The sequence below is a fragment of the Rhodoferax sp. GW821-FHT09E07 genome, assembly GCF_059416145.1.
Window position 1 is genome coordinate 274,734 of the sequence record NZ_JBWKOP010000001.1, and the last position, 18,946, is coordinate 293,679.

Genomic DNA, 18,946 nt, shown 5'->3' on the forward strand with positions numbered 1-18,946 from the left:
GGCGTGGGTTTCAACGGCTTTGTGGTGTTGGTATCTGTAGTCTCCCCCTGTAACGCGCTGCCTTCTGCCGCGCGTTGACAGGGTTCGTGTAAAGCTGAGCGCAGGGCGCCCAGGCTTGTTGCGCCGCAACACGGCGACAATGGCCCATGCGCAAACATTTCTCGGAGACAACAGGTCACCAACGGCTGGTATACGGCGGCATCGTTGCCGCGGCGGTGGCCATGGTCCCCATCCCCCTTGCGGCGCAAACCCATGGCCTGCTGGCCTGGTCGGCCGGCGCACTGACCTACCTGGTGCTGGCCTGGTGGCTGGCGGTGGAATTTGACGCCGAGCGCACCCGCGAACGCGCCCAGGCGCAGGACCAGCCCGGCGTTCTGCTGTTCCTGATTTTGTTGCTGTCCGTCTTTGCCAGCTTTGCCGCGATCGCGCTGATGCTGCAGCATGTCAAAGACCTGTCGGCCACGCAGCGCGCCGGACACCTGGCGGTGTCCATGCTGGCATTGGGTGCGTCATGGTTGCTGATGCAGACCATTTTTTCCTTTCGCTACGCGCACCTGTACTACCAGGAAGAGCTGCGCGGCCATCCACGGGGCGCGGGGCTGGAGTTTCCGGGCAAGCTGCCGCCGGATTACTTTGACTTCATGTACTACGCCCATGTGGTGGGCATGACGTCGCAGGTGTCGGACGTGGTGGTCACCTCGCGCCAGATGCGCCGCCTGACCCTGATGCACAGCGTGAGCGCCTTTGGATTCAACATGCTGGTGCTGGCGCTCAGCATCAACGTGATGGCCGGCGCGATCCAATGATGCCGGTGGACAGCGACGTCCCCAGCAAGATCACCAGGCCGCAGCCCACCATCCACGGCGTGACCACCTCGCCCAGCAGCAGCACGCCGTAAAGCACGGCAAACACTGGCACGGCAAAGGTCACTGCCAGCGCCTTGGCCGGCCCGGCGCGTTCGATCAAGCGGAAGTAAAGAATGTAGGCAATGCCGGTGCACACCACACCCAGTGCCAACACGGCCAGCCAGGCCTTGGCACTCACGGTGTGGTCCGGCCAGAAATACCAGGCCAAGGGTGACAGGCCCAGCGTGGCGCCCAACTGGCTGCCGGTCGCCAGTACCAGCGAGGGCACACCAGCCAGGTAGCGCCGCGCAAAGCTGGCGGAAAAGCCGTAGAAGAAACAGGCCGCCAGACAGGCCAGCACAGCCCAGCCGGTGGACACGCCTTCGGCATTGGGCTTAAAGCTGGCCTTGTTCCAGGCCAGCAGCGCCACGCCCAAAAAGCCAATCAGCAGACCCAGAATGCGCATGCCATGGGGGCGGTCCTTCAGCCACAGCCACGCCACCGCTGCGCCAAACAACGGCACCGTGGCGTTCAGGATGGATGACAAGCCCGTGGAGATGGACAGCAGTGCAAAAGACAGGCAGGCAAACGGAATGGCCGAGTTCATCACGCCCACGGCAAACAGCAATTTCCAGTGCTGGCGCAATGTCGCCACTTGGCCCTTGTACACCAGCATTGGCAACAGGAACAACGCGGCAATGCCCACGCGCACACCGGCCGTGGGCAGCGCACCAAACTCCACCGCACCCAGGCGCATGAACAAAAACGAGGAGCCCCAGATGGCGGCCAGTAGCAAAAAATCTTGTACCCAGGCGGGTGCGTGCGAAGGAAGAGACGTGGTGGGTTCAGTCACAGGGGGCTTTCGAGTTTCAACAACGCTAGTTTGCGGTCCAGGCCGCCAGCGTAGCCGGTCAATGCGCCGTTGGCCCCCAGCACGCGGTGGCAGGGCACGATGATGCTGATGGGGTTGCGCCCCACCGCTGCACCCACCGCCCGTACTGCCAGCGGGTTGTGCAACTGCTGACCAATGTGGCCGTAGCTCACGGTAGCGCCACTGGCAATCGCCCGCAACTGCGCCCACACCTGTTGTTGGAATGCGGTACCGCCTGACAGGTCCAGTGGCAGGTCAAACACCGTGCGCTCCTTGGCGAAGTACTGCTGCAGTTGGTCACTGGCGCTCTGCATTACGGGGTGCCGTGTCGCTTCTGGCCAAATGCTGGTATCGGGTTGGTGGCTTTGCCCGTCAAACCACAGGCCGACCAGCGCGGTGTCGGTGGCGGCGAGGATGATGGTGCCCAACGGGCTGCGCAGGGTGCTGCGTGTGGTGGTGGATGGATATTTCATAGAAATAGGCCTGTAGCCCCCGTAAATATTGCGTGAGAAGCTATGGTTTTCATAGCGCCTTGGTGGTGGATGGATCGGCGTGGTCGCCCGACCAGGCGCGCACCGTGGCATAGCTGCGCCACGGTTGCCAGGCCTGCGAGGCGGCCTCGGCCGCTTGTGCGGGCCGCTTGGCATCGCGCACGCCCAGCGCCTTGTGCAGCGCCACATCGCCGGCCGGAAACGCATCGGGCCAGCGCAGTGCGCGCATGGCGATGTACTGCGCGGTCCAGGGGCCAAAGCCTGGCAGCGCTTGCAGAGCAGCCACTGTGCCGGGCACGTCGGCGCTGGGGTTCAGCACCAGTGCGCCATCGGCCACGGCAGCGGCCAGCGCGCGGATGGCGACTTGCCGCTGGCGCACGATGCCCAGTTGCCCCAGGTCGTCGTCACTGGCATGGCGCAGCACCTGGGCTGTGGGAAACAGGTGCGTGAGTCCGGCCACCGGTGTGGTCAGCGGCCCACCAAAGCGCGCGACCAGCCGCGCACCCAGCGTGCGCGCGGCCTGCACGGTGATCTGCTGGCCCAGCACGGCCCGCACGGCCAGCTCAAAGCCATCCAGCGTGCCGGGCACGCGCAGGCCCGCGCTGTGGGGGAAGCTGGTGCCCAGTACGGCGTGGATGGCATTGGGGTCGGCGTCCAGGTCCAGCAGCGCGCGCAGGCGCACCAGCACCAGCGGCAGGGCGGCGGCCAGTGATGCGCTGACCAGGGCCTGCACTTCGCAACGGGCCTCGTCCACCCGCAACTGCACCCAGCCCTGCAGGTGTTGACCCGCCCAGTCCAGCGCCAAGGTGCGGGCCAGCGTGTGGGTGGGCAGGTCCACGTGCTCCACACCGTCCAGCGCGCGCGTGGCAAAGAACTGCAGCAGTGCTGTGGCGTCCAGTGGCGGGCGGTAGGCCAGCTTGCAGCGCATGCCGCTGTGGTCGGCCGGTGCGGCGCCCTCGGCATCGCTGCCGGCCTTGCGCAGCGCGCGGGGCTGGAAGCGGTATTGCTCGGCAAACACAGTGTTGAAGCGCCGCACACTGGCAAAACCGCTGAGCGCAGCCACCTGGGCGATGGGCAGCTGCGTATCGGTCAGCAGCTGCTTGGCGGTAAGCAGGCGGCGGGTCTGCAAATACTGTAGGGGCGACACACCCCAGTGCGTCTCGAAGATTCGGCGCAGGTGGCGTTCGCTCACGCCCAGGCGCTCTGCAGTCTGCGCCATGCTGGGGCTGCCATCGCTCCACAGCTGCGGCGCATCCAGCAGGCCCGCGGCCTGGCGCGCCAGGATGGCAGAGGCGTCTTGCGTGGACCAGGCGCGGCTACCCAGCGCATGCAGGTTGGACGGGGCCAGCTCGGGCCGGCAGCGCATGCAGGGGCGGAAGCCCGCGGCCTCGGCCTGCGAGGCCAGGGTGAAGAAGCGGCAGTTTTCGGCCCGTGGCGTGCGCACCTTGCAGACCGGGCGGCAGTAGATGCCGGTGCTGGTCACGCCGGTGAAGAAGCGCCCGTCAAAGCGTGCATCGCGCGCCTTCAGCGCCAGGTAGTTTGCCTGGTCGCTGCTGCTGGCCGTGTCGGTGGTGTGGGGCGCTTTTGGGGTGGGCATGGGGTCATGATACGCAGCCGTTGGCGACAAATGCGCCGTTTTCGGACATGTGCCTACGGCCGCAGTGCACAGGTGCACCCTACAATCCACGGCCAACCTGAAAGTGCCTTTCCTCCCATGCAAGTAGCGGCCAGCCTGTTCAAGGCCTATGACCTTCGCGGCATCGTTCCCGCCACCCTCACGCCCGAGGTGGCGCTGGGCCTGGGCCGCGCATTTGGCACGCTGGCCATGGCGCAGGGCGAGACCACGGTGGCTGTGGGCCGCGATGGCCGCCTGAGCGGCCCCACGCTGGTGGCGGCCGTCATCCAGGGTCTGCAGGACACCGGCGTGCAGGTCATTGACGTGGGGATGGTCACCACGCCCATGCTGTACTTCGCCACCAGCACCCTGTGCCGCAGCGGCATTCAGGTGACCGGCAGCCACAACCCGCGCGATTACAACGGCTTCAAGATGGTGCTGGCCGGCGCCGCGCTGTATGGCGATGCCATCCAGGCCCTGCGCCAGACCATGGAAGCCGAGACCTGGGTATTGCAGCCCGGCGGCAGCTGCCGCAGCGCAGACCTGCTGGCAGACTACACAACCCGCATTGCGGGCGATATCCAACTGGCGCGGCCGATCAATGTTGTGGTGGACAGTGGCAATGGTGTGGCCGGTGCTTCGGCCCCGGGCGTGCTGCGCGCCATTGGCTGCGAAGTGCAGGAGCTCTTCAGCACCGTGGACGGCAATTTTCCCAACCACCACCCCGACCCCAGCCAGCCCGAGAACCTGCGTGATCTCATTACCGCGCTGCAAGCCGGTGATGCCGAGTTGGGCCTGGCTTTCGATGGCGATGGCGATAGGCTGGGCGTGGTCACACGCGATGGAGAAACTATCTACGCCGACCGGCAGATGGTGCTGATTGCGCGCGATGCACTGTCACGTGCGCCCGGTGGCACTGTGGTGTTTGACGTGAAGTGCTCCCAGCAACTGGCTTCGGCCATTGCGGCTGCCGGCGGCACACCCTTGATGTGGAAGACCGGCCACTCGCTGATCAAAGCCAAGATGCGTGAGGTGAACGCGCTGCTGGGTGGCGAGATGACAGGCCACATCTTTTTCCAGGAGCGCTGGTATGGTTTTGACGACGGTACCTATGCTGCAGCCCGTCTGCTCGAAATTCTGAGCCGTGCGCCCGATGCCTCGGCACAGCTGCAGGCCTTGCCCACCAGTTTTTCCACACCCGAACTCACCATGGCCTGCGAGCAGGCGCATGCGGTGGTGCCGCAGCTTATGGCACGTGTGCAGTTCGCAGCGCCCGCCGTGGTGCATACGGTGGATGGCCTGCGCGTGGACTGGCCCGATGGCTTTGGCCTGGTGCGTGCCTCCAACACCACGCCGGCGCTGGTGCTGCGCTTTGAGGGCCACACCGAGGCCGCATTGCAACGCATCCAAGCCGACATGCTGGCGCTGCTGCGCACCGTGCTGCCGCAGGCAGAACTGCAAAAGGCCGTCCATTGAAAGCCGCAAACATCCAACGCATCCTCATCGTCAAGTTGTCGTCGCTGGGCGACGTGGTGCATGCCATGCCCGCCGTGCAAGACCTGCGCCGCGCCTATCCGCAGGCACAGATTGATTGGGTGGTGGAGGGCGCGTTTGCACCGCTGGTGGCGCGCTGCGAAGGCGTGGGCCAGGTCATCGCCTGCGACCTGCGGCGCTGGCGCAAGTCTCCTTTCCAGGCCACCACGCGTCGTGAATGGAAGGCTTTCAAGACGCAGCTGCAAGCGCAGGCCTACGACGCAGTCATTGACCTGCAGGGCCTGAGCAAATCGGCCCTGGTGTCCTGGCTGGCGCGTACCACGCCCACTGGCAAGCGCTATGGCCTGGCCAACCAGACGGAAGGCTCGGGCTTTGAGGCACCCGCCCGCTGGGTGGCCGACGTGGCTATCGAAATCGAACCCCATGTGCACGCTGTGCAGCGCTCGCGCATCCTGTGCGCTGCCTCGCTAGGCTATGACTTGCAAGGCCCCGCGCTGTGCGGCCTCAAGCCTGGTGCCTTGGCCTGTGTGCAGCCCGGCCCGATTGGCCAGATCGACAACCCGTTTACACCGAAGAAGGCCGTGGTGGCTTTGGTGCACGGCACCTCGCGTGCCGACAAGGAATGGCCACTGGCCGCCTGGGTGGAGCTGGGCCAGCGCCTGAACCACGCGGGCTTTGCCGTGGCCCTGCCCCATGGCTCGCCGCGTGAAAAAATCACCAGTGAGGCCATTGCCAAGCAGCTGCAGGACGCGTGGGTCTGGCCTGCTATGGCGCTGGACGCGATGACCGACACACTGGCCCACTGCGCCGGCGTGGTGGGCGTGGACAGCGGCGTGAGCCACATTGCCGTGGCGCTGGATTTGCCGCATGTGCAGATCTACAACTTTGACACTGCCTGGCGCACCGGGCCCGAGGTGCTGGCGGGTACCGACGTCGCCACCGCACCGCGCCTGCCGCAGCGCCAGCTCAGCGTGTTTGGCCAGCCGCAGCCCACGGTGGATGCCGTCTGGCAGGCTTGGGACAGCCTGGCCACCCCGGTGCTGTGCCGATGATGCGCGCGGCCTATTCCTGCGCCACCTGGCTGCTGCAGCCGCTGGTGCGCCGCAAGCTGCGCCGCCGCGCGGTGGCCGAGCCGCTGTATGGCGAACACATGGACGAGCGTTTTGGCCACTACACGCAGCCCACGCCCCCAGGCGGAGGTCCGCTGGTCTGGCTGCATGCGGTGTCGCTGGGGGAAACCCGGGCCGCTGCCGTGCTGGTGAAAGAGCTGCGCCTGGCCTTGCCCGGCATGCGTCTGCTACTCACGCATGGCACGGCCACGGGGCGCGAGGCCGGTCGCAGCCTGTTGCAGCCGGGTGATGTACAGGTGTGGCAGCCATGGGACACGGTGGGCGCGGTGCGCCGTTTCCTTGCGCACTTTCGGCCACGCATCGGCCTGCTCATGGAAACCGAGCTCTGGCCCAACCTGGTGGCCGAGAGCGCGCAAGCCGGAGTGCCGCTGTGCCTGTTAAATGCGCGCCTGAGCGACAAGAGCATGCGCCAGGCGCAGCGCCTGGCCTGGCTGGCCCGGCCCACCTACCGCCGCTTGCACGCGGTGTGGGCGCAGTCCCGGGCCGATGCGGATCGTCTGCAGCAGCTCGGTGCGCCCGTGCGCGGTGTTCTGGGCAATTTCAAATTCGATGCCACGCCCAATGCGGCGCAACTGGCCCAAGGTCTGGACTGGCGCGCCGCGGCTGCGCGCCCCGTGTTGATGTTTGCCAGCTCACGCGAAGGCGAAGAGGCCATGCTGTTGGAGGTTTTGAAAAGAAAAATGCCTCCAGCCCCCATGGAGTATGCGCAGACAGCTCCTAAAACCATAGCAAAAGGGGTGCAGTGGCTGATCGTGCCTCGCCATCCGCAGCGCTTTGACGAAGTGGCTGCGCTGTTCACCGCAGCGGGCTACACCGTGGCGCATCGCAGCCAGTGGGGTGATGCGCCCGTGGCGGCCGATGTGTGGCTGGGCGATTCGGTGGGAGAGATGGCGCTGTACTTTGGCTTGGCACAGGCGGCCCTGCTGGGTGGCAGCTTTGCGCGCCTGGGGGGGCAAAACCTCATTGAAGCGGCGGCCTGCGGCGTGCCCGTGTTCATGGGGCCGCACACCTACAACTTTGCCGAAGCCGCGCAACTGGCGGCGGCAGAAGGGGCAGCGTTTGTCTGTACCGATCTGGCGCAGGCCGTGGACCAGGCCAGCGCGTTGCTGCACAACGCCACCGCACTGGCGCAGGCCCGGCAAGCCGCCCTGGGGCTGGGGGCCGCCCACCGCGGTGCGGCGCTGCGCACGGCGCAGGCCGTGGCGGCGGTGCTGGCAGCCGCTTAGTTTGCCAACTGGCTGTTGATGGCGTTCAGGTCTTCGGCCTTGAGCGTGCCATTAGCCTGGCGCAGCTTGAGTCCACCCACCAGCACGTCATAGCGCGCCTTGGCCAGGCTGGCCTTGGTGCTGTAGAGCTGGCTCTGGCTGTTGAGCACATCGATGTTGATGCGCACGCCCACCTGGTAGCCCAGCTTGTTGGCGTCCAGCGCGCTCTGGCTGGAGGCCTCGGCAGCTTCCAGCGCCTTCACCTGGCCCTGACCCGACAGCACGCCGAAGAAGGCGGTGCGCGTACCTTGCGCCACATTGCGGCGGGTGGCTTCCAGGTCACTGCGGGCCTTGTCTTCCAGGGCCAGCGTTTCCTTGATGCGGTTTTGTGTGGAGAAGCCCGCAAACAGCGGCAGATTGAAGGCCAGGCCCACGGTGGCCACATTGCTGCGCGTGTCGTAGGCCGCCGGGCCGCTGGAGCTGCCCTTTTGGCTATTGGCCATGGTGTAGCTGCCGGTCAGGTCCAGCGTGGGTTTGTGGCCGGCTTCGGCTTTGGCGGTTTCCAACTTTGCAACTTCCAGCGCCACTTTCAGCTGTGCCAGGCCGGGGTGCAGGTCTTCCGACTGTTGCACCCAGACTTCCGCGTCTGCCGGCTCCAGCGGTGGCAGCACCATGGGTGCGGCCAGTGGCTTGGGAGTGGCGTCGTTCTTGCCCACCAGTTGGTTCAGCGCGATGGCCTTCACGCGCAGGTCGTTCTCGGCGGCCAGTTCCTGGGCAATGACCAGGTCGTAGCGCGCCTGGGCTTCGCGGGTGTCGGTGATGGTGGAGGTGCCCACCTCAAAGTTGCGCTTGGCTGAGGCGAGTTGTTCGGCCACGGCCGTTTTCTGGGCTTTGACGAAGGTCAGGCTGTCGCTGGAGGCCAGCACATCAAAGTAAGCCTGGCTCACCCGCACGATCAAGTCTTGCTCGGCCGCGAGCAATTGGGCATTGGCCAGTTCCACCTGCTTCACACCCTGGTCGTAGCTGGCCTTGTTGGCCGGACGGTACAGCGGCTGGGCGGCGCTGATGGTGGCGGTTTGGGAGTCGTAGCTGAAGCTGCGGCTCACCACTGGGGAGTTGACGTCTTGGTTGTTGGTGTTGGCGCCCAGCGAGAGGTTGGCCGTGGGCAGCAGCAGTGCCTTGGCCTGGTCGGCCTTGGCCAGGGTGGCGTCATACTGGTTTTTGGCCGATTGGTAGCTGGCATCAAAGCCACGGGCAGCGGTGTACAGGTCTACCAGGCTTTGGGCCTGTGCGGATGCAGCCAGGCAGGAGGCCATGGCCACAAACAGGGGCAGCAGGCGCAAGCGGGGGGAGGCAGTGGATCGGGACATGGGGTGCTTTCTCAGGCTCGGATAGGTGGAACGATTGGGGTGGGAAATGACGCCGGTTCAGTAGCGCGCCACACGGGCGTCGCGCTCTGCCGACCAGGCGTCAATGCCGCCGGCAATATTGGCCACGTGGGTAAATCCGTGGCTGTGGAGAAACATCGCCACCTGCATGCTGCGTGCACCGTGGTGGCACAGGCAGGCGATGGGCCTGGAAGCGTCCAGCTCTGCGAGTCGTTGCGGCACCGTCCCCATGGGAATGGCCAGCAGCTCAAATCCGTCCGCCTGTACGCTGGCCAGGGCCAGTTCATGCGGCTCGCGCACGTCCAGCACCAGCGGCGCGCCGTGTTCGGCCACGCTGGCAAACCAGGGCGTGAGTTGGGAAGGGCGGACTTGGTCAATCATGGGCAGGGCGCGAAGCGTGGGCTGGCAGCTTAGAAATAAAAGCGCGAGGGTTCGGCAAAGTGCTGCAGACGCGGCGCATTGACGTCCCAAGGCTGGGTAGTGCGGAATTCGGTGGTGCTGGTGCGTGTGACAAAGGTGGCGCGCATCTGCGGCTCATCGCCCACCACGGCGGCCAGGCGGCCACCTACGTTGAGGCGCTGCAGCAGGTCTTGCGGCACTTGGGTGACGGAGCCACTGAGCAGGATCACGTCAAAATTGCCTTCGCCCACGGCCAGCTTGGCGCCATCGGCTTCCCGCACGGTGACGTTGGCGATGCCAGCGGCGGACAGGTTGGCGCGGGCCAGGGACACCAGTTCGGGCACCAGGTCAACGCTGAGCACATGGTGGGCGCGGTGGGCCAGCAGTGCGGCCATGAAGCCGGAACCGGCGCCGATTTCCAGCACCGACTCGTGCGGCTGGATGGCCAGGTCTTGCAACAGGCGCGCTTCCAGGCGCGGTGCCAGCATGCACTGGCCGCCAGGCAGCGGAATTTCCAGGTCGGCAAACGCCAGCATCTGGTGGGTCTTGGGAACAAAATCCTCGCGCGGTACAGTACTCAGCAGTTCCAGCACGTCGGTGTCGAGCACGTTCCAGGGGCGGATCTGCTGCTCAATCATGTTGAAGCGGGCTTGGGCAAAATTCATCGTTATCTCTCCTTCGGAATCGGGGGGCGGCGGCAAGGGGGCCAAATTCTACGGGGCCGGGGTGCTGTTGGCACCACCCCACAGGCGCTTGGCCCAGTGGGCCAGATCGTCCATGTAGCAATACACCACAGGCACCACAACCAGTGTCAGCAGGGACGAGGTAATCACCCCGCCAATCACGGCCTGGCCCATGGGGGCACGGGTCTCAGACCCTTCGGTCAACGCAAACGCCAGCGGAACCATGCCAAAAATCATGGCCAGCGTGGTCATCAAAATCGGGCGCAGCCGCACCTTGGCGGCCAGCAGCAGGGCCTCACTGCGCTCCATGCCGTCTTCACGGGCGCGAATGGCAAAGTCGACCAGCAGAATTGCATTCTTGGTCACCAGGCCCATGAGCATCACCACGCCGATGATGGAGAACATGGACAGCGTGGAGTTGAACACCAGCAGCGCCAGCACCACACCAATCAGCGTGAGCGGCAATGCCGTCATCAGCGCCAGGGGCTGCAGGAAGCTCTTGAACTGGCTGGCCAGAATCATGTAGATGAAGATGATGGCCATGGCCAGCGCGGACACCGCGTAGGCAAACGACTCGGCCATGTCCTTGGTGGAGCCGCTGAACTGGTAGCTGTAGCCCGGGGGCAGGGCAATGCTGTCCATGGCGGTCTTGATGTCGGCCGACACCTCACCGGCCGAGCGGCCTGACACGTTGGCGCTGAACGACACCTCACGCGTGAGGTCGCGCCGGTTGATCTGGTTCGGGCCAGTGGACTCGACCACCTTGGCCACCTGGTTCAGGCGCACGATGCGCTGGCTGCCGTCGGCATTGGTGCCCAATGCGAAGGGAATGCGCTCCATGTCCAGCGCGCTGCTGCGTGCTTCGGGTGCTAGGCGCACGTTGACGTCGTATGTCTGGTCATCCGGTGCGCGCCAGTTGCCCACGGTTTGACCGGCGACCAGGGTGCGCAGGGCGGAGCCGATTTGTGCCACACCCACGCCCAGGTCCGAGGCGGCATTGCGCTGCACCTGCACGTCCAGCGTGGGCTTGTTGGGTTTGACGCTGGAATCCAGGTCCACCAAGCCCACCACGGGGCGCACCTTCTCGATGGCCAACTGCGTCAGGCGCTCCAGCTCACCCGTATCGGGCCCGAGGATGGAGAACTGGATCTGTTTGTTGCCGCCCACCGAGTCCAGCAGGCCCACGTGGGTCACGGTGATGCCGGGCACCCGGCGCAGGCGTTCGCGCAGCACCACGGACATGGCGTCCACCCCCAGCGTGCGGGCTTTGCGGTCCACCAGGCGCACGTAGATGCTGGCGTACATCTTGCCTTGGGCGTTGCCGGTGTTGATGGTGGTCAGCGTGTAGCGCACTTCGGGGAATTCACGGATGATGGATTCGACCTGTTGGGCCCGGGCCTCGGTCACTTCCAGCGATGATCCCACCGGTGTGTAAAAGTTGAGTGAAGTTTCGGAAAAGTCTGACTTCGGCACAAACTCGGTGCCCAGGAGCGGCACCATGAAAATGCTGAGCACAAAAATGGCCACGGCCAGCAGCACGGTGGCCAGCTTGTGGGCCAGCGACCAGCGCAGAATGCCCTGGTAACCGTCAGCCAGCCACTCGGTGGCGCTGTCAAACAGGCCGGTGACCCGACCAATGGTCTTGTCGTAGAAGGTAATGGGTGGGCCTTTGCGGCCATGGGATTCGATGCTGGGGTCGTGCCAGATGCTGGAGAGCATGGGGTCCAGCGTGAAGCTCACAAACATGGAGATCATCACGGCGGCCACGATGGTGATGCCGAACTCGTGAAAGAACTTGCCGATGATGCCGCCCATGAAGCCAATGGGCAGGAACACCGCCACGATGGACAGCGTGGTGGCCAGCACGGCCAGGCCGATTTCCTGCGTGCCGTCCATGGAGGCATCAAACGCGTTTTTCCCCATCTGCACGTGGCGCACGATGTTCTCGCGCACCACAATCGCATCGTCAATCAGCAGGCCCACGCATAGCGAGAGCGCCATCAGCGTGATCATGTTGACGGTGAAACCAAACAGGTTCATGAACAGGAAGGTGCCGATCAGCGCAATGGGCAGTGTGAGCCCCGTAATGACGGTGGAGCGCCAGGAGTTCAGGAACAGGAACACGATGAGCACAGTGAGCACCGCACCCTCGATCAGCGTGCGCCGCACGTTCTCCACCGACACACGGATCTGGCGCGAGCCATCCATGATGGGCTCCAGCCGTACGCCGGGGGGCAGTTGCTTCTGCATTTCGGCCAGTGTTTGGGCCAAGCCGTCCACCACGGCAATGGTGTTCTCGTCCTGCGACTTTTGTACGTTGAGCAGCAGCGTGCGCTGGCCGTTGTAAAGCGCCAGGCTGTCCACTTCCTGGGCGCCGTCAGAAATGCGGGCCAGTTGCTCTAGCAATACGGGCGCGCCATTCTTGCGGGCGACGATGATCTTGCCGAAGTCCTCCGGGCGCTCCATGCGCCCGGCGATCTGGATCACGCGCTCCTGTTCGATGGAGTGGATGGTGCCCACGGGCACGTCCTGGTTCTCGTTGCGTACGGCGTTCACCACCTGGTCGGGTGTAATGCCGAAGGCCTCCAGTGCTTGCGGGTTCAGGTAGAGGTTGATCTCGCGCCGGGTGCCGCCGACCACGGTGACCGATCCCACACCGCGCACATTCTCCAGGCGTTTCTTCAGGGTTTGCTCGGACCAGTTGGTCAGCTCCACCGCGCTCAGCGCCTTGGCGCCGGCCGTGGTGTCGGGCAGCACGGCCACCGACCAGACGGCACGCGCCGCCGGATCAAAGCGCAGCACGCGGGGCTCTTTCACCTCGGTGCGCAGATTAGGTTTCACCGAGGCCACTTTCTCGCGCACATCGTCGGCCGCCTTGCGGCCATCCACATGCAGTCCGAACTCGATGACCACGACGGACTGGCCTTCGTAGTTGCGCGAGGTCAGCGCCTTGATGCCGGCAATCGAGTTCACGCCTTCCTCGATTTTCTTGGAGACTTCGCTCTCCACGATCTCGGGCGAGGCGCCGGGGTAGTCGGAAATCACCACCACCACGGGAAAGTCGATGTTGGGGAACTGGTCCACCTGCAGGCGCTGCAGCGAGAACAGGCCCAGCACCACCAGGGCCAGCATGACCATGGTGGCGAACACGGGGTTTTTAAGGCTGACCTTGGTAAACCACATGGCTTACTTTGCGGCAGTTTGGGCTTGGGCCAGGGTGCCTTCGCGCACGGTACCCACCGTACCGCCCAGCACCTGTGCGCCTTCGGCCACGCCTTGCACCGCCACCATGGTCTGGCCGGCGATGTCGCCGCGCGCGCCCAGAGTGACGGTTTGGTGCTTCACCTGCCCGTTGCTCAGCACCTGCACATAGGGCAGGGGCTTGTCGGTGCGCACGGCATTCAGCGGCACGACCAGGCTGCTGCCACTGCCAGTGGCCAGCGTGCCCTGGGCAAACAGGCCTTGGCGCAGTTCAGCGTTGCCTTCAATCGACAGGTACGCCAGCACGGCGCGGCTGCCCGCGACGGCGCTGGGGTTCACACGTACCACCTTGGCGGTGAGCGGCTTGGTAGCGCCCTCCACGGTCAGTTGGGCGGTTTGCCCAACCTTGACACTGAGAGAGTCGGTTGCGCTAAGGCTGGCTTCCAGTTCCAAGCGGCTCAGGTCCACAATTTCCACCACACGGCCGTCGATCGCCACGCGTTCGCCGGGTTGCGTCAGGCGCTGGGCGATCTGGCCCGAAATCGGGGCGCGCAGCACGGCGTCGTCCAGCGATTTGGTGGCAACGTCCACACCGGCCTGGGCCGCGCGGTAGGTGGCCTCGGCCGATGTCAAGGTGGCAATGGAGGAGTCCAGCGCGGTCTTGGAGATGAAGCCTTGGTCCACCAGCGAGCGGTTGTTGTCAAAGTTGCGTTTGGCAATGTCCACCTGGGCCTTGGCACTTTCGGCCTGCTGCTGGGCCTGGCGCACACGCGCCTGGAATTCGGTGGGGTCCACCCGGGCAACGATTTGCCCGGCTTTCACAAAATCGCCTTCGCGCACGGTCAGGCCCTGCAACTCGCCTGCCACACGGGCTTTGACGAATGCCGAGTTGACGGCCCTGAGCGGCCCGGAGATGGACAGGCCCTGGGTGAGCTCCATGGTCTTGACGGTTATCAGATCGCTGGCGGGGAGAACCAGCGTTGCCTGGGCTTTTTGGGATGCCTGCTGGGCTTCCAGCTCTTCTTTCTTGGCTTTGCGGGCCGAAAGAAGTCGTGCAGCGGCCCCAACGATCAAGACGATCACCAACCCGATAACAATCCATTTCAGCCAGCGTTTCATGGGGGCTCAGTTCGAAGAGGAGGGAGTAACAGGCGCCGTGCGCGTGCACAGGCCGAACAAAATATTATCGACTTGGGAGTTGATGTACTGCGCCACGTCCGACAAATCGGAGGCAGGCATGCAGCCGCCGCCCGAGTGCTTGGAAATGGCCAGGAACAGCATGGGTGCCAGCACGTTGTAAACGCCGTAGGTCAGGTCCATGGGACGGAACTCGCCACTGTCGATGCCCCGCTGCAGCACGCGCCGAATGAGCTCGCGGCCCGGCAGGATGACCTCTGTCTGGTAGAAGGCTGCCAGCTCGGGGAAATTGCCAGCCTCGCTCATCATGAGTTTGGAGATGCCTGCGGCTTGGGTGGAGCCCACACGCTCCCACCAGGTGTTGACGCAGTAGCGCAGCAGATCGGCGCTGCTGCCCTGGTACTGCTCCAGTTCCGTGCGCCATTCCACAAAGCGGCCGGACAGGTTCTCCCGCACCACGGCCTTGAACAGCTCTTCTTTGCTGGAAAAGTAGAGGAACAACGTGCCTTTGGAGACGCCGGCGCGCTTGGCCACTTCCTCGGCGCGGGTCGCGGCAAAGCCCTTTTCCACGAACAGCTCCAGCGCGGCGGCCAGCAGCTCGCCGGGGCGTGCGTCCTTGCGGCGCTCGCGCTTGGCGCGCACATTGGCGGCGATCTCGCAGAGGTTGAGGGGGGTGGGCATGAAATTAATGACTGATTGGTTATTAATGTAGCCGCCCGCCTGCAGGCTGTCAAACGCGGGGGCTGTAAAGCGGGTCGGCAGCGCAGGGTTTTGGGGACGCTACGTAAGATGGAGCGGTCTGGCGCGACTAAGTTGCATAAACCCTGTCAATATTATTGGAGAACCCATGTCGGAATCATTTCAAACCCTGGTGTTGGGCGGCGGCTGCTTCTGGTGCACCGAGGCGGTGTTTGTGCAAGTCAAAGGTGTGGTGGATGTGGAATCCGGCTACAGCAACGGCCACGTGGTTCAGCCCACCTACGAAGACGTCTGCACCGGCAGCACGGGCCACAACGAAGTGGTGAAGCTGGTTTACGACCCCGCTCAAATTTCCACGCGCGAGGTGCTGGAGATCTTCTTTGTGATCCACGATCCCACCACGCTGAATCGGCAGGGTAACGACGTGGGCACCCAGTACCGCAGCGGCATCTACGTCTCCACCCCCGAACAGCAGGCCGTGGCACGTGAGGTCATTGACGAGATGGCGGCCAGTGGCGTCTACAGCCGCCCCATCGTCACCGAGGTGCTGCCGGTGGACAACTACTGGCCAGCCGAGGCCTACCACCAAGACTTTTTTGAACGCAACCCGCACCAGGGCTATTGCATGGCCGTGGCCGCCCCGAAGGTGGCCAAGTTCCGTAAGACCTTTGCACGGCTGCAAAAAGCCTAGCGTCTGCCTTTCAGGGGCGAGTCGCCCACGATGCCCCAGTCGGACACCGGCTTGGCAATCTGCGGCGGTCCCTGTACCTGGTCCACATACCAAAGGGCGAGGCCCACGCCCCCAATGAGGATGATGGCTCCAACAACGAGTTTCAGGACGGTGACCCAGAGTTTGGGTTCTTCATTGCGCTTCATGGCACTTTCTCCAGTTGGCCGATATTGTGCCTTCCTGGCCGGTAGCCCCCGCGCACGCTGCGCGGGCAGCTACGGTAGGTATAGCAAAAACCCGCCTTAGTTCAAGCGCATGCCCGCGACCAGGTGTGTCACGTTGTAGCGAGCCAACTGCAGATAGCTGGTGGCGCCGGGCTGGTCGGGCGCCGACAGCGCGTCGGCATAGAGCGTGGGGCCCAGCGTGGCACCTGCGTCCTTGCTGAGCTGGGCAATGAGCTTGGGGCTGCCCATGTTTTCCAGGAACACGGCGCGGATTTTTTCGCGCTGAATCTGGCGGATCAGCTGCGCCACCTGCTTGGCGCTGGGCTCGGTCTCGGTACTGATGCCTTGCGGCGCGAGGAACTGCACGCCGTAGTGCGCGCCAAAGTAGCCAAAGGCGTCGTGCGAGGTGATGACCTTGCGCTTGGCCGCGGGGATGCTGGCAATCTGCGCCTGCGCCCAGATGTCCAGCGCTTCCAGTTCCTTGACGTAGGCCTCGGCATGGGCCTGGTAGCTGCCAGCGCCTGCCGGGTCGGCGTGGGCCAGGCCGGCGGCAATGTTGCGTACGTAGAGGATGACGTTTTGCGGGTTTTGCCAGGCGTGGGGGTCGGCCTCGGTGTGGCCGTGTTCGTCTGCCATGCTGCGCGGCTTCACGCCCTTGCTGGCCACGAGAACGGTGCCGCGGTAGCCGGCTGACTTGACCAGCTTGTGTGCCCAGGGCTCAAAGCCCAGGCCGTTGGTGACCAGCAGCTTGCTGGCCAGCACGGTCTTGGCGTGGCCGGGTGTGGGTTCAAACACATGGGCGTCTTCATTGGGGCCTACCAGGGTGGTGACTTCCACGCGGTCGCCGCCCACCACGCGCACCAGGTCGCCCAGGATGCTGAAGCTGGCAGTGACAGGCAAGGGCGTGTCGGCATGCGCCTGCGTGCCCAGCAGCGCCAGGGCGGCAGCACTGGCGAGCAGGAAACGGCGCGGAAGGACAGCAAAGACAGGGGAGTGCGGCATGGAAGCTCCAGTGGGTTGGAAATACAGAAGGGGAAAGAGCGGTCAGGCCACGCGGTGGGCCGTGCTGCGCAGGCGTGGCAGCCAGCCGCCGGGCGCCAGGAGGAGTGAGGTGGCGTAGAGCGCACCCGCGCAGCCAATGATGGTGGGGCCCGAAGGCGTGTCGCAGTGGTAGGACAGCAGCAGGCCGGCCACGCCGGCCAGGGCCGCCTGGGCACTGGCGTTGAGCAGTTGGGCGGGCAGGGTGTCGTGCCACAGGCGCGCGCTCACGGCGGGCAGCATCATGAGGCCCACGGCCATCAGCGTGCCCAGGGTCTGAAAGCCTGCCACCAGGTTCACCACCACCAGCACCAGAAAGCCCTGGTGCCACACCCAGGCCGGCAGGCCGCGGCGGTGGGCGGCCAGAAACACGGGGTCCAGCGTCTCCAGCACCAGGCCGCGGTACATCAGGGCCAGCGCCAGCACGCTCACCGTGGCCACACCGGCCACCAGCCGCAGGCCCGCAATGTCCACGCCCAGTGCGCTGCCAAACAGGATGTGCAGCAGGTCCAGCTGCGTGCCGTTGCGCGCAATCAGCGTCACGCCCAGCGCCAGCGCGACCAGGTAGATGGCGGCCAGGCTGGCGTCTTCCTTCAGCGTGGTGAAGCGGCTCACTGCACCCGCCACGCCCACGACCAGCAGCCCGGCCAGCACGCCGCCCAGCGCCATGGCCGTGAGCGACAGCCCGCTGACCATGAAGCCCAGCGCCACGCCGGGCAGGATGGCGTGGCTGAGCGCATCGCCCAAGAGGCTCATGCGCCGCAGTGTGAGAAACACGCCCAGCGGCGCCGCGCTGAGCGCCAGCGCCAGCGTGGCCACCAGCGCGCGGCGCATGAAGGCGAAATCGGCAAAGGGGGCGACGAGCAGGTCCCAAGCCTGGGGAAACAGGATGTCCATGGGGCTTAGCTCGCAGTTTGCAGTTGGGGCGTGGCGGCCGGGGTATCGGCTTCGCACCAGGGTGCTTGCTCGTCCCACGCTTCAGCCATGGCGCGGGCGCATTGCAAATTGGGTGCGGTCAGCACCTTGTCCGTGGCGCCCCAGGCCACGAGTTCGCGCGCCAGCAGCAGCGTGTGCGGAAAGTGCTGGCGCACCTGGGCATCGTCATGCAGCACGGCCACCACGGTGCGGCCTTGCGCGTGCCACTGCTGCACCAGGCCCAGCAACGTAGCCGTCGTTTTGGCGTCCACCGCGTTGAAGGGCTCGTCCAGCAGGATGAGTTGTGCGTCCTGCACCAGCAGGCGCGCAAACAGCACGCGCTGCACCTGGCCACTGGAGAGCGTGCCCACGGGCCGGTGCGCAAAGTCTTGCAGGCCCACGGTGTGCAGGGCCGCGTCCACGTCGCGCAGCATGGCGGCGGTGGTAACGCCAAAGGCACCGTTGCGGCGCCACAGGCCCAGCAGCACGCAGTCGCGCACCTGCAGGGGGAAGCTGCGGTCCAGCTCGCTCTGCTGGGGCAGGTAGGCCAGTTGGTGGCGCGGCAGGCCCAGGTGGATGCCCGCTGTGGGCAGCAGCCCGGCCATGCTTTTAAGCAGCGTGCTTTTGCCCGCGCCGTTGGGCCCCACCACGGCGGTGAGCGAGCCCGCGGCGAACTGCCCGCTGACGTGGTGCAGCGCCGGGTGGCGGCGGTAGCTCACCGTCAGGTTGTCCAGGGTGACCAGCGCGCTCATAAAGGCGCCACGTCCATGCTGGCCCAGGCCACGGCTAGCCACAGCAGCATCAGCGCGGGCAGCACCACCGCCGCACGCCGCCAGGCGGGCCAGGCCAGCACGCTGGGGCGGATTGGCGCCGTGTGGCGGTGTAAAGACGGGGTAAACGGGGGCGGCGCATTGGATTTCATGGTTAATAATGCAACTGGA

At 65.2% G+C, this 18,946-nt stretch carries 19 protein-coding genes; 5 read left to right on the top strand and 14 right to left on the bottom strand.

The features are described from left to right. Positions 1-146 precede the first annotated feature (146 nt). Positions 147-806 (top strand): DUF1345 domain-containing protein, encoded by a 660-nt coding sequence (locus AC07OE_RS01385; RefSeq protein WP_495068770.1) that lies wholly within the window; start codon positions 147-149, stop codon positions 804-806. Here the strand turns inward: AC07OE_RS01385 and AC07OE_RS01390 are convergent. Genes AC07OE_RS01390 through AC07OE_RS01400 form a run of 3 tightly spaced genes read right to left on the bottom strand, consistent with a single transcriptional unit; the run spans position 778 to position 3,804 of the window. After that, positions 778-1,698 (bottom strand): DMT family transporter, encoded by a 921-nt coding sequence (locus AC07OE_RS01390; protein WP_495068771.1) that lies wholly within the window; start codon positions 1,696-1,698, stop codon positions 778-780. The two genes, AC07OE_RS01385 and AC07OE_RS01390, sit on opposite strands and share 29 nt — an antisense overlap. After that, complete coding sequence (locus AC07OE_RS01395) at positions 1,695-2,189, bottom strand: methylated-DNA--[protein]-cysteine S-methyltransferase (protein WP_495068772.1); 495 nt, start codon at positions 2,187-2,189, stop codon at positions 1,695-1,697. The genes AC07OE_RS01390 and AC07OE_RS01395 overlap by 4 nt, the downstream gene beginning before the upstream one ends. A gap of 49 nt (positions 2,190-2,238) precedes the next feature. Continuing rightward, positions 2,239-3,804, bottom strand: coding sequence for a DNA-3-methyladenine glycosylase 2 family protein (locus AC07OE_RS01400; RefSeq protein WP_495068773.1), 1,566 nt, complete (start codon positions 3,802-3,804; stop codon positions 2,239-2,241). Positions 3,805-3,921: 117 nt separating this feature from the next. Between AC07OE_RS01400 and AC07OE_RS01405 the strand changes: the two genes are divergently transcribed. The 3 genes from AC07OE_RS01405 to AC07OE_RS01415 are packed head-to-tail and all read left to right on the top strand — an operon-like array spanning position 3,922 to position 7,672. Then, complete coding sequence (locus AC07OE_RS01405) at positions 3,922-5,298, top strand: phosphomannomutase/phosphoglucomutase (RefSeq protein WP_495068774.1); 1,377 nt, start codon at positions 3,922-3,924, stop codon at positions 5,296-5,298. Beyond that, positions 5,295-6,368 carry a lipopolysaccharide heptosyltransferase I gene (gene waaC / locus AC07OE_RS01410; protein WP_495068775.1) on the top strand — a complete coding sequence of 358 codons (1,074 nt, stop codon included), beginning with the start codon at positions 5,295-5,297 and terminating at the stop codon, positions 6,366-6,368. Before AC07OE_RS01405 ends, waaC begins: the two co-directional genes overlap by 4 nt. After that, on the top strand, positions 6,365-7,672 hold the full coding sequence (locus AC07OE_RS01415; protein ID WP_495068776.1) for a 3-deoxy-D-manno-octulosonic acid transferase: 1,308 nt from the start codon (positions 6,365-6,367) through the stop codon (positions 7,670-7,672). The genes waaC and AC07OE_RS01415 overlap by 4 nt, the downstream gene beginning before the upstream one ends. Here the strand turns inward: AC07OE_RS01415 and AC07OE_RS01420 are convergent. Genes AC07OE_RS01420 through AC07OE_RS01445 form a run of 6 tightly spaced genes read right to left on the bottom strand, consistent with a single transcriptional unit; the run spans position 7,669 to position 15,140 of the window. Continuing rightward, positions 7,669-9,021, bottom strand: a complete 1,353-nt coding sequence (locus tag AC07OE_RS01420) for a TolC family outer membrane protein (RefSeq protein WP_495068777.1) — start codon at positions 9,019-9,021, stop codon at positions 7,669-7,671. The genes AC07OE_RS01415 and AC07OE_RS01420 overlap by 4 nt on opposite strands. 57 nt (positions 9,022-9,078) lie before the next feature. Further along, the gene (locus AC07OE_RS01425; protein WP_495068778.1) at positions 9,079-9,420 is read right to left on the bottom strand and encodes a rhodanese-like domain-containing protein; all 342 of its coding nucleotides are present in this window, start codon (positions 9,418-9,420) and stop codon (positions 9,079-9,081) included. A gap of 29 nt (positions 9,421-9,449) precedes the next feature. Then, on the bottom strand, positions 9,450-10,103 hold the full coding sequence (locus AC07OE_RS01430) for a protein-L-isoaspartate O-methyltransferase family protein (protein WP_495068779.1): 654 nt from the start codon (positions 10,101-10,103) through the stop codon (positions 9,450-9,452). Positions 10,104-10,151: 48 nt separating this feature from the next. Next, positions 10,152-13,304 (bottom strand): efflux RND transporter permease subunit, encoded by a 3,153-nt coding sequence (locus AC07OE_RS01435; RefSeq protein WP_495068780.1) that lies wholly within the window; start codon positions 13,302-13,304, stop codon positions 10,152-10,154. A 3-nt stretch (positions 13,305-13,307) separates the two neighbouring features. Further along, positions 13,308-14,441: an efflux RND transporter periplasmic adaptor subunit gene (locus tag AC07OE_RS01440; RefSeq protein WP_495068781.1), complete on the bottom strand. Its 1,134-nt coding sequence runs from the start codon at positions 14,439-14,441 to the stop codon at positions 13,308-13,310. Between the two features lie 6 nt (positions 14,442-14,447). Next, positions 14,448-15,140, bottom strand: coding sequence for a TetR/AcrR family transcriptional regulator (locus AC07OE_RS01445; protein WP_495068782.1), 693 nt, complete (start codon positions 15,138-15,140; stop codon positions 14,448-14,450). Between the two features lie 166 nt (positions 15,141-15,306). On the opposite strand from AC07OE_RS01445, the gene msrA reads away from it, so the two are divergent. After that, a complete protein-coding gene (gene msrA, locus AC07OE_RS01450) occupies positions 15,307-15,849 on the top strand; it encodes a peptide-methionine (S)-S-oxide reductase MsrA (RefSeq protein WP_495068783.1) in 543 nt (180 codons plus the stop codon). Here msrA and AC07OE_RS01455 read toward each other — a convergent pair. The 5 genes from AC07OE_RS01455 to AC07OE_RS01475 all read right to left on the bottom strand — a co-directional run bounded on the left by AC07OE_RS01455 (position 15,846) and on the right by AC07OE_RS01475 (position 18,927). After that, positions 15,846-16,034, bottom strand: coding sequence for a hypothetical protein (locus tag AC07OE_RS01455; protein ID WP_495068784.1), 189 nt, complete (start codon positions 16,032-16,034; stop codon positions 15,846-15,848). The genes msrA and AC07OE_RS01455 overlap by 4 nt on opposite strands. 96 nt (positions 16,035-16,130) lie before the next feature. Beyond that, positions 16,131-17,054 (bottom strand): metal ABC transporter substrate-binding protein, encoded by a 924-nt coding sequence (locus AC07OE_RS01460; protein WP_495068785.1) that lies wholly within the window; start codon positions 17,052-17,054, stop codon positions 16,131-16,133. A 42-nt stretch (positions 17,055-17,096) separates the two neighbouring features. After that, positions 17,097-17,987 carry a metal ABC transporter permease gene (locus AC07OE_RS01465; RefSeq protein ID WP_495068786.1) on the bottom strand — a complete coding sequence of 297 codons (891 nt, stop codon included), beginning with the start codon at positions 17,985-17,987 and terminating at the stop codon, positions 17,097-17,099. 5 nt (positions 17,988-17,992) lie between these two features. After that, positions 17,993-18,757, bottom strand: a complete 765-nt coding sequence (locus AC07OE_RS01470) for a metal ABC transporter ATP-binding protein (RefSeq protein ID WP_495068787.1) — start codon at positions 18,755-18,757, stop codon at positions 17,993-17,995. Continuing rightward, entirely contained in the window at positions 18,754-18,927 is a 174-nt protein-coding gene (locus tag AC07OE_RS01475; protein ID WP_495068788.1) for a hypothetical protein, read from the bottom strand. The genes AC07OE_RS01470 and AC07OE_RS01475 overlap by 4 nt, the downstream gene beginning before the upstream one ends. Positions 18,928-18,946: the final 19 nt, after the last annotated feature.

Bases quoted from the DNA above. Each gene is read 5' to 3' on its own strand.
- AC07OE_RS01455 (WP_495068784.1), bottom strand. From the start codon at position 16,034: ATGAAGCGCAATGAAGAACCCAAACTCTGGGTCACCGTCCTGAAACTC.
- AC07OE_RS01460 (WP_495068785.1), bottom strand. From the start codon at position 17,054: ATGCCGCACTCCCCTGTCTTTGCTGTCCTTCCGCGCCGTTTCCTGCTC.
- AC07OE_RS01420 (WP_495068777.1), bottom strand. From the start codon at position 9,021: ATGTCCCGATCCACTGCCTCCCCCCGCTTGCGCCTGCTGCCCCTGTTT.
- AC07OE_RS01440 (WP_495068781.1), bottom strand. From the start codon at position 14,441: ATGAAACGCTGGCTGAAATGGATTGTTATCGGGTTGGTGATCGTCTTG.
- AC07OE_RS01415 (WP_495068776.1), top strand. From the start codon at position 6,365: ATGATGCGCGCGGCCTATTCCTGCGCCACCTGGCTGCTGCAGCCGCTG.
- AC07OE_RS01475 (WP_495068788.1), bottom strand. From the start codon at position 18,927: ATGAAATCCAATGCGCCGCCCCCGTTTACCCCGTCTTTACACCGCCAC.
- AC07OE_RS01445 (WP_495068782.1), bottom strand. From the start codon at position 15,140: ATGCCCACCCCCCTCAACCTCTGCGAGATCGCCGCCAATGTGCGCGCC.
- msrA (WP_495068783.1), top strand. From the start codon at position 15,307: ATGTCGGAATCATTTCAAACCCTGGTGTTGGGCGGCGGCTGCTTCTGG.
- AC07OE_RS01400 (WP_495068773.1), bottom strand. From the start codon at position 3,804: ATGCCCACCCCAAAAGCGCCCCACACCACCGACACGGCCAGCAGCAGC.
- AC07OE_RS01430 (WP_495068779.1), bottom strand. From the start codon at position 10,103: ATGAATTTTGCCCAAGCCCGCTTCAACATGATTGAGCAGCAGATCCGC.
- AC07OE_RS01395 (WP_495068772.1), bottom strand. From the start codon at position 2,189: ATGAAATATCCATCCACCACCACACGCAGCACCCTGCGCAGCCCGTTG.
- AC07OE_RS01405 (WP_495068774.1), top strand. From the start codon at position 3,922: ATGCAAGTAGCGGCCAGCCTGTTCAAGGCCTATGACCTTCGCGGCATC.
- AC07OE_RS01465 (WP_495068786.1), bottom strand. From the start codon at position 17,987: ATGGACATCCTGTTTCCCCAGGCTTGGGACCTGCTCGTCGCCCCCTTT.
- AC07OE_RS01470 (WP_495068787.1), bottom strand. From the start codon at position 18,757: ATGAGCGCGCTGGTCACCCTGGACAACCTGACGGTGAGCTACCGCCGC.
- AC07OE_RS01435 (WP_495068780.1), bottom strand. From the start codon at position 13,304: ATGTGGTTTACCAAGGTCAGCCTTAAAAACCCCGTGTTCGCCACCATG.
- AC07OE_RS01425 (WP_495068778.1), bottom strand. From the start codon at position 9,420: ATGATTGACCAAGTCCGCCCTTCCCAACTCACGCCCTGGTTTGCCAGC.
- AC07OE_RS01385 (WP_495068770.1), top strand. From the start codon at position 147: ATGCGCAAACATTTCTCGGAGACAACAGGTCACCAACGGCTGGTATAC.